Here is an 8,757-nt window from a genome sequence, read left to right as displayed (position 1 = left end):
TGAGGGAATCACGGACTCATTCAGCCATTCATCTTGGCACATCTTTTCCGCCCTCTCTGCGTCGATAAATCCTCAGCATAGCCACCGCTATGCCTGCGGTTTATCTTCTTGACAGGACGAAAAATCTGCACCAATCTGAACGGCATCATTGAGTTCGTGATTCCCTAATACCTGCGGACTTCTTAAACGCGCTTCGCTTGAACGAAAGAAATCCGCAGGGGGCGAGTCGAACGCTTTTCTCCGCTTGCTCCACTAGGGTTTGCTTTGGAGCATCGCACGGCGCTGTTTTCGTTTTCCCGTAACATATGACAAAGAGACTTTTTCATATGTCCTCGTGAAATCCGAATTCGCGCAGGGCGTTTGCCCGATTGCGCCAGTCCTTGCGCGTCTTGACCCAGAGATCGAGATAGACCTTCGACCCGAGCAGGGTCTCCACATCGGCGCGCGCACGCTGCCCGATCGTCCTGAGGAGCGCCCCGCGCGCACCGATGACAATGCCCTTCTGCGACTCGCGCTCGACGTAGATCACGGCGCGGATGTAGACATCGCCCTTCGCGCGCGTCGTCATCTCCTCGATGTCGACCGCAACCGCGTGCGGGATCTCGTCCCGCGTCAGTTCCAGTACCTTCTCGCGCACAAGCTCGGCGACAATCAGCCGCTCGGGCTGATCCGTCACCATATCGGCGGGATAGTACTGTGGTCCCTCGGGCAGATACTTCTTGATCTCCCCGAGCAGCCCGTCCAGATTCTCCCCCTCGCGCGCGGAGATCGGCACAATGCCCGCAAAGTCGTACGTCTTTGCATAGTTTGCAATCACGGGCAGACTCTCCTCGCGCGGGATGCAGTCCACCTTGTTCACGGCGAGCAGGACGGGCACGCGTACATTTGCAAGCTGCTTTAGGATGTACTGCTCGCCCGCCCCCATCCTCTCCGTCACGTCCACGACGAAGACGACGACATCGACGCCGTGCAGCGCCCCCTCCGTCGCCTTTGCCATGTAGTCACCGAGCTTGTGCTTCGGCTTGTGCACGCCCGGCGTGTCGAGGAAGATGATCTGTGCGTCCTCCTCCGTCAGGATGCAGAGGATGCGGCTGCGCGTCGTCTGCGGCTTGTCGCTCATGATGGCGATCTTCTGCCCGATGAGCGCGTTAATCAATGTGGATTTTCCAACATTCGGCCGCCCGATCACGGCGGCGAAGCCCGATTTATGTCCATTCATCGTGTGATTCCCAGTTCCTCCATGACACGGCGCTGCTCCTCCTCCATCTCGAGCCGCTCCTCCTCCTCCATGTGGTCGTAGCCGAGGAGGTGCAGCATGCCGTGCACCGTGAGAAAGGACAGCTCGCGCAGCTCCGTATGCCCGTACTCCGCCGCCTGTGCCCGCATGCGCTCGAGCGAGATGATGAGATCGCCAAGCACTTCATGCGCCCCGCCGCCGATGATCTCCGGCTCCTCACTCTCCGTAAGGGCAAAGGAAATGACATCCGTCGGACGGTCAACGCCGCGATACTCCCTGTTGATGACGTGAATGTGCGCGTCATCCGTGAGCGTTACGCTCACCTCGGCGTCCTCCACGTCGTAGAGCCGTCCAACCGCCAAAATCGCGCGGCGCACGGCTTCCCGCTCCTCCTCGGAGACGGGCAGATCCTCGGGCTCGCAGCGAATCTCAATCTCCATGCTTTTGTCCCCGCTTTTTCTCCCACGCGCCGTACGCCTCGACAATGCGCGTCACAACCTCGTGGCGGATGATGTCCACGGGCTCGAGCCGCACGATGCCGACGCCCCGCACCCCCTTTAGGATTTGGCACGCCTGCTTCAGCCCCGACACCGTGCCGCGCGGCAGGTCGACCTGCTCGAGGTCGCCTGTCACCACCATGCGCGAGCCGAAGCCGAGGCGCGTGAGAAACATCTTCATCTGCGCGCCCGTCGTATTCTGCGCCTCGTCGAGGATGATGAAGGAGTCCTCGAGTGTGCGTCCGCGGATGTAGGCGAGCGGTGCAACCTCGATCAGCTGGCGGCTCATCATCTTCTGATAGCCTTCAGCGCCGAGGATGTCCTGCAAGGCATCGTAGAGCGGCCGCAGATAGGGATTGATCTTCTCCGTCAGATCGCCGGGCAGAAAGCCCAGATGCTCGCCTGCCTCCACGGCGGGACGCGTGAGGATGATGCGGCTCACCTCACGGTTGCGCAGTGCTGCGACCGCCATCACAACCGCGAGATAGGTCTTGCCCGTACCCGCAGGGCCGACGCCGAGCGTCACGGCGTTGCGCCGGATCTTCGCGAGATAGTCGCGCTGTCCGAGCGTCTTTGCACGCACCTCCTTGCCCTTTGCCGTCACGAGCAGCACCTCGGCAAAGAGGGCGTGCAGCTCCTCCACGCGCCCCGCGCGCACAAGCTGTGCGCCGTAGTTCACCTCATGCGTCGTCAGCTTCGCACCCTGCCTGTGATAGAAGAGGAGTTCCTGCACGAGCACGCGCGCGGCGACAACATCCTCCTCTGCCCCCGTCACGGCGAGCGCCGTGCCACGGCTCACGATGCGGCAGGCAAAGACCTCCTGCATGCACTGCAGCAGCGTGTCACGTTCCCCGAGGAGCGCCGCCGCCTCATGCATATCCCTGAACTCAATCGTCTCCGTCGTCTCCTGCAAGAACAAACCTCCTTTATCAGTACTGTTTTTGGCTCTTTGTCATATGTTACGGAAAATCGGAAACAGAACCGTGCGATGCTCCTAAGCAAACCCTAGTGGAGCAAGCGGAGTATAGCGTTCGACTCGCCCCCTGCGGATTTCTTTCGTTCAAGCGTAGCGCGTTTAAGAAGTCCGCAGGTATTTAGGCGAACGAGAACGCGACCGCTTGCGTAACTAAGCGTTTGCGGGGAGTGCGCACGGTGGCATTCCGTAACATTTATCATAGAACCCTGTTTTTATTTCAGGCCGCGCCACATTTTCGCAACACATTTGGTGTCAGAATCGCTGCAATGACGAGCACAATCCCGACGACCTGCATCATGACAAAATGCGTGTCAAAGATGAGCCACGCAAAGATAACGCTCGCCACCGGCTCGATTGTCGCCGTGATTGCCGTCTCCTCGGGACTCAGCCAGCGCAGCCCCACATTGAACGCAAAGAAGGCGACAATCGTCCCAAGTCCGATGATGATGAGGAGATCAAGCCACGTCTCCGCCGTGAAAAAACTGCCTACATCGAAAATCACCTGTGTCACGGGCAGGAGCGAGATGCCGCCGATCAGCATGCAGACTGCGAGCAGAAAGAAGCGGTCAAAGAGCCGCAGCAAGCGCACGGGATAGATCATCGCAAAGACGAAGGTCGCGCCCGAGATGAGACTCCAAATGACGCAGGACATCGGCACGGAGAGCCGCCCGATATCACCGCCCGTCACGAGGAGGAACACCCCCGCCACCGCCGCGACGACCGTCCCCGTCTCCGCCGCCGACGGCAGACGCCGCCAGCGCACGGCGAGATAGAGGATCATCATGGCGGGGCTCGTGTAGCCGATGACCGTCGTCGCCGCTGCATCCCCCTCCGCAATCCCCATGAAATAGGAGAACTGCACAATCATGATCCCGAGAATGCCGTGAATCGCGAGCTGAACGAGCAGGCGTGGATCGCGCCGCAGAGAGCGGATACCACGTCTGAGGCCCCCGCTCCAATACGCGAGCAGGAAGAAGAGTGCGCTCGAGAGGAAGAGCCGCACCTGTGTCAACTCGATGGGGATATGCGTAGACTGCGTGTAGAAATGCTGCGCCGCCGTGCCGCTCGCCGCCCACATCGTACCCGCGAGCAAGACGAGCAGAACGGCGGAGAGATGGGACATTACGCCTCTCCCTGCTCGTGCTTCACGACCTCCACGATCGCGCCGCAGACCTCCTCGAGCTGGTTCTGATCGCTGCCCTCCGCCATCACGCGGATCAGCGGCTCCGTCCCCGAGGGACGCACGAGCACGCGCCCCTCGCTGCCGAGGATGCGTTCGCCCTCTTTGATGGCGGCACGGATCGCGGGATTCTCCTCCCAGCCCGCCTTTGTCTTCACGCGCACATTCACAAGGAGCTGCGGATAGGTCGTCATCATGGCATTCAGCTCCGACGCCTTCTTTCCGCTGCGGCGCAGCGCTGCAAGCACCTGCAACGCCGTGATGAGTCCGTCGCCCGTCGTCGCATGCTCGGCAAAGATGATGTGTCCCGACTGCTCGCCGCCAATGGTATAGCCGTTTGCACGCATGGACTCAAGCACATAGCGGTCGCCGACCGCCGTCACATCGACACGGCCGCCGAGCTCCGCGATTGCCTTGTGGAAGCCGATGTTCGCCATCACCGTCGTCACAACCGTCTTGTGCGGCAGACGCCCCGCACGGATCATCTCCGAGGCGCACGCAACGAGGATGTGGTCGCCGTCGATCAGCGCCCCCGTCTCATCGAGGCAAAGACAGCGATCCGCGTCGCCGTCGTGCGCGATGCCGATGTCTGCATGATGCTCGAGTACCGTGCGCCGCAGCGAGTCGAGATGGGTCGAACCGCAGCCGTCGTTGATGTTCACGCCGTTGGGCAGCGCGTGGATCACCTTTACCTCGGCACCAAGGCGGCGCAGCACCTTCGGCATCGCCTCGTATGCGGCACCGTTCGCGCAGTCGAGCACGATCTTCATGCCGTCGAAGCGCTCCGTGCACGTGCCCACCACGTAGTCAATATACTGATTGAGCAGATCGTCGCGGTACTCCACAATGCCGATTGCCTTGCCCGTCGGGCGCGCCGCATCGTCATTCGTCTGCAAGCGGCGCACGAGCGCCTCGAGCTCGTCCTCCACCGCATCCGGCAGCTTGTAGCCGTCCCCGCCGAAGAATTTGATCCCGTTGTCGGAAAATGGATTGTGCGAGGCGGAGATCACAATGCCCGCCTGCATCCTGTGCTCGCGCGCGAGATAGGCAACCGCAGGCGTTGGCACCACGCCTGCAAGCAACGCGATGCCGCCCGCCGAGCAGATGCCCGATGTCAGTGCCGCCTCGAACATCTCGCCCGAGATGCGCGTATCGCGTCCAATCAGGATGCGCGGGCGCTCCTCCGAATGCGCACCGAAGTAGAGCGTCGCCGCACGACCGAGATGATATGCCAGCTCCGGCGTCAGCTCCGTATTTGCCTCACCGCGCACGCCGTCCGTACCAAAAAGTCTCACCATGAACAGCCCCCTATTGAAACATTATCGCTATTTTATCTTTATAATCTACTTCATATTTCCCAAAAATGCAAGCGCGGCTTTCAGCCCGTCGAGTGCCGCGCTCATAATGCCGCCCGCATAGCCCGCGCCCTCGCCAATGGGGTACAGCCCCGCCGCAGAGACCGATGCCATTGTCGCCGCATCGCGCAGAATGCGGCAGGGCGCAGACGAGCGCGACTCCACGCCCGTCATCGGCACATCCGCCGCTCCAAATCCCGGCACACGCGCCTCCCAAAATGTAAGCGCACGCGCGAGCGACGCCGTGCACGCAGGGGGCAGCAGCGCACGCAGATCCGCAGGGTGCACGCCCGGCACATACGTCGGCGTAACGGCAAAGTCCCGCATGCCCGTCCGCCCCGCGCAGAAATCGCCAACGGACTGCACGGGCGCACAATAGTCCCCGCCGCCGAGGCGAAACGCACGCTCCTCCATCTCCCGCTGAAAGCGGATACCGCCGAGCACATCACCGCCCCAGTCCGCAGGTGTCACCTGCACAAGCAGGGCGCTGTTCGCTATCCCAGAGTCGCGGCGATAGTTGCTCATCCCGTTCGTCACGAGCCGCCCCGCCTCCGACGCCGCCGCGACCACCATGCCGCCGGGGCACATACAGAACGAGTACACACCGCGCCCGCCCGCCTCGTCGCGGTACGTCATCGCATAGTCGGCGACGGGCAGCTGCGGACTGCCCGCTGCCGCACCGTACTGCATGCGGTCGATGAACGCCTGCGCGTGCTCGATGCGCACCCCGACGGCAAACGCCTTTGCCTCCATCGCGAGACCTGCCTCATGCAGCATGGCGTACGTATCGCGCGCCGAGTGCCCGATACCAAAGAAGGCGGCATCGGTGGGAATCCGCTCCGCATCGTTCACAACGAGCGCCGCGAGCCGTCCCGCGCGCAGCTCTATGCCCGTCACCTGCGCGCCGAAGCGCACCTCTCCGCCCATGCGGATGATCTCACGGCGCAGATTCTTCACCACGCGCCGCAGCACATCCGTCCCGATGTGCGGCTTTTGCAGGTATCGGATCTCCTCGGGCGCGCCCGCCGCGACAAACGCCTCGATGATCTCGCGCATGCGCAGGTCATTGCTGCGCGCCGTCAGCTTACCGTCCGAGAACGTCCCCGCGCCGCCCTCGCCGAACTGCACATTCGACGCGGGGTCGAGCCCCCCCGTCTGCCAGAAGCGCGCAACATCCGCCGTCCGACGCTCCACATCCTGCCCGCGCTCAAGGACGAGCGGCGCACAGCCCGCACGTGCAAGCGCCCACGCAGCAAAGATGCCCGCAGGGCCGAATCCCACGACGACGGGGCGCAAACCGCCGCCCCCAACGCGCGGGATCATCAGCGGCGTATCGACAGGCACCGGCATAATATCCTTGTCCCGCCGCAGCCGCGCGAGCACAGCGCGCTCCTTCTCCACAGAGATATCGAGGGTATAGCCCCATACAATCGGCGCGCCGCGCCTGCGCCGCGCATCCAGCGCCTTATGAACGACAATCACCCCGTGCACGGCACAGGGTGATACATTCAGACGCTCCGCTGCAGCTTCTGCGAGCGGGCGCGTATCGTCATAGGGAACGCGCAGATTTTTCACGCGAATCATTTCATTGCTCCAACTTTAATCTCCACCGTCACATTCGGGTTCGTCACCGTCACACCGGAGGGCAGTGCAAGCTGCACCTGTCGCTTCTCCGTCTCACGCACATTTGCGAGAGAGAACTCCTCCGTACTGATGCTCGAGATCTTGCTGATCACATCCTCTGTGCCCGCGATCTCAATGCGCGCCGGCTCGGCGCTGACCCCTTCGAGTTTCAGATTCGGCGGGAGGTCACTACGCGGGCGCGGCTGCACCTCGACCACCTTGCGTGTGAGGCCGCGCGCCAGCTTCACCGTGACCTCTGTCGCGGCGGGCGCAATCGTCACCCCCGCAACCTCACGTCCATCGCTGTTCAACGCGACCAGACTCACTGTCACACGATCATCGGCAGACTGCCCATGCAGATTGATATGCCCTACAACGTGCACAACCTGATTGACGAGACTGCGCGGCCCCTCGACCGTTGCAGCCTCACTGTCCTGCACAATCCTATCCACCGTAAAGCCCGACGCAGGCGAACCGCTGAGCGTCAGCTCCGCCCTGAACGTCTTTTGTACCAGACGATCCAAATTCACCATAATCTTGTCCGGCGAAACCCCCAGCAACTCAAAGCCGTACGGAATCGTCGTTTCAACCGTATAGTCCCTGTCTCCCTCCGTGAAGTCAGCGAGATTCACACGTGCGTGGAAATCGCTGCGGTCTGCCGCAACAAAGAAGGAGCGCGGCGCGCGCACGCGAATCGACACCGTATCCGCAGCCGCATTCATCAGATAGCCGTCCGGCGCATTCTCGATCGTCACCGGCACCGTATAGCTGCCCTCAATCGCGGGGTTCTGATCGTTCATTACATAGAGCCAGAGCACAACCGCCACAATGATGGCAGCAATCTTCGCGGGAAGGTTGTGCTGCACAATACTCCGAAGCCTCGTCATCATTTCTTCCTCCAGCTCCGAATCATATCCAGAATCGACGAACGCGCCCCATATGCAAAGGCGGGCGTCAAAATATGTGTCAGCTGATCTCCGTCCAGATGACGGTGAATCCGCCCGTTCTCGGCGATCGAGATCGTCCCCGTCTCCTCACTCACAACCACGACGAGCGCATCGCACTGCTCCGAGAGACCGATCGCGGCGCGGTGCCGCGTCCCGAGCTCCGTCGAGAGACTACGGTTCTCCGTGAGCGGCAGGAGACAGCCCGCCGCAATCAGGCGCTTGCCGCGAATCACCGCCGCACCGTCGTGCAGGGGAGTATTCGGGATGAACACATTCATGAGGAAATCCGACGTAATGAGACCGTCAATCTGAATGCCCGTCGCGCTGATATCGTTCAGCCCCATATCGCGCTCAATGACGAGCAGGGCGCCAATCTTGTTCGCTGAGAGAATCTTCACCGCGCTGCGAATCTCACGGATTGTACTCTGTGCCTCTTCATCGTCCATGAGTCCGCCCGCACGGAAAAAACGCCCCTGCCCGAGATGCTCGAGTGCACGCCGCAGTTCCGGCTGGAACACAATCGGCAGCGCGACAAAGAGCAGCGTCACGGACTTCTGCAGGAGCCATGAGATCACATGCAGTTCAAAATAGCTCGCGACCACCGTCACGCCGAGGAGCACGAGAATGCCCTTTGCAAGCGTGATTGCACGCGTATCCTCGAGCATGACATAGACGCGGTAGAGAATGAACGCTACGATCAGGATATCGAGAATATCCAGCAGCGTAATCGTCGACAGAATGCCGCGAAACTGCGTCGGCATCGTAAAATCAAGCGGCATAAGACCCCCCAAGGAAAACGCTTCCCTTTCGTATGTCCTCCAATACATCCCTCAGCGATGCCCTTCTCTCGTACATCACTGCTATATTTTAAAAATTCTCTCCGAATATCGAAAATCCTTGTGACCTGTCGTATTCCGAAAAAAAAATTTCGTCCTCCGTCAA

Annotated in this window: 8 protein-coding genes; all 8 read right to left on the bottom strand. The window is 61.2% G+C overall.

The window, feature by feature from the left end; all coding sequences use genetic code 11:
• Positions 1–322: 322 nt before the first annotated feature.
• The 8 genes from era to cdaA all read right to left on the bottom strand — a co-directional run bounded on the left by era (position 323) and on the right by cdaA (position 8,594).
• Complete coding sequence (gene era / locus AXF19_RS07090) at positions 323–1,219, bottom strand: GTPase Era (RefSeq protein WP_066846892.1); 897 nt, start codon at positions 1,217–1,219, stop codon at positions 323–325.
• Positions 1,216–1,677: an rRNA maturation RNase YbeY gene (ybeY, locus tag AXF19_RS07085; RefSeq protein WP_066846889.1), complete on the bottom strand. Its 462-nt coding sequence runs from the start codon at positions 1,675–1,677 to the stop codon at positions 1,216–1,218. Before ybeY ends, era begins: the two co-directional genes overlap by 4 nt.
• Positions 1,667–2,647: a PhoH family protein gene (locus AXF19_RS07080; protein ID WP_066846888.1), complete on the bottom strand. Its 981-nt coding sequence runs from the start codon at positions 2,645–2,647 to the stop codon at positions 1,667–1,669. Before AXF19_RS07080 ends, ybeY begins: the two co-directional genes overlap by 11 nt.
• Positions 2,648–2,927: 280 nt before the next feature.
• Positions 2,928–3,833: a DMT family transporter gene (locus tag AXF19_RS07075; protein WP_066846884.1), complete on the bottom strand. Its 906-nt coding sequence runs from the start codon at positions 3,831–3,833 to the stop codon at positions 2,928–2,930.
• Positions 3,833–5,188 (bottom strand): phosphoglucosamine mutase, encoded by a 1,356-nt coding sequence (glmM, locus tag AXF19_RS07070; RefSeq protein WP_066846880.1) that lies wholly within the window; start codon positions 5,186–5,188, stop codon positions 3,833–3,835. The genes AXF19_RS07075 and glmM overlap by 1 nt, the downstream gene beginning before the upstream one ends.
• Before the next feature lie 45 nt (positions 5,189–5,233).
• Complete coding sequence (locus AXF19_RS07065) at positions 5,234–6,829, bottom strand: NAD(P)/FAD-dependent oxidoreductase (protein ID WP_066846870.1); 1,596 nt, start codon at positions 6,827–6,829, stop codon at positions 5,234–5,236.
• Positions 6,826–7,758 (bottom strand): CdaR family protein, encoded by a 933-nt coding sequence (locus AXF19_RS07060; RefSeq protein WP_066846869.1) that lies wholly within the window; start codon positions 7,756–7,758, stop codon positions 6,826–6,828. The genes AXF19_RS07065 and AXF19_RS07060 overlap by 4 nt, the downstream gene beginning before the upstream one ends.
• Entirely contained in the window at positions 7,755–8,594 is an 840-nt protein-coding gene (gene cdaA, locus AXF19_RS07055) for a diadenylate cyclase CdaA (protein WP_066846868.1), read from the bottom strand. Before cdaA ends, AXF19_RS07060 begins: the two co-directional genes overlap by 4 nt.
• Positions 8,595–8,757 lie beyond the last annotated feature (163 nt).

Origin of the sequence: Selenomonas sp. oral taxon 126 (genome assembly GCF_001683335.1) — a bacterium.
Taxonomy (GTDB): Bacteria; Bacillota; Negativicutes; order Selenomonadales; family Selenomonadaceae; genus Centipeda.
This window is presented reverse-complemented; position numbering and strand designations above follow the sequence as displayed.

Coding starts and splice junctions, on each gene's coding strand:
- cdaA (WP_066846868.1), bottom strand. CDS start 8,594: ATGCCGCTTGATTTTACGATGCCGACGCAGTTTCGCGGCATTCTGTCG.
- AXF19_RS07075 (WP_066846884.1), bottom strand. CDS start 3,833: ATGTCCCATCTCTCCGCCGTTCTGCTCGTCTTGCTCGCGGGTACGATG.
- AXF19_RS07065 (WP_066846870.1), bottom strand. CDS start 6,829: ATGATTCGCGTGAAAAATCTGCGCGTTCCCTATGACGATACGCGCCCG.
- era (WP_066846892.1), bottom strand. CDS start 1,219: ATGAATGGACATAAATCGGGCTTCGCCGCCGTGATCGGGCGGCCGAAT.
- ybeY (WP_066846889.1), bottom strand. CDS start 1,677: ATGGAGATTGAGATTCGCTGCGAGCCCGAGGATCTGCCCGTCTCCGAG.
- glmM (WP_066846880.1), bottom strand. CDS start 5,188: ATGGTGAGACTTTTTGGTACGGACGGCGTGCGCGGTGAGGCAAATACG.
- AXF19_RS07060 (WP_066846869.1), bottom strand. CDS start 7,758: ATGATGACGAGGCTTCGGAGTATTGTGCAGCACAACCTTCCCGCGAAG.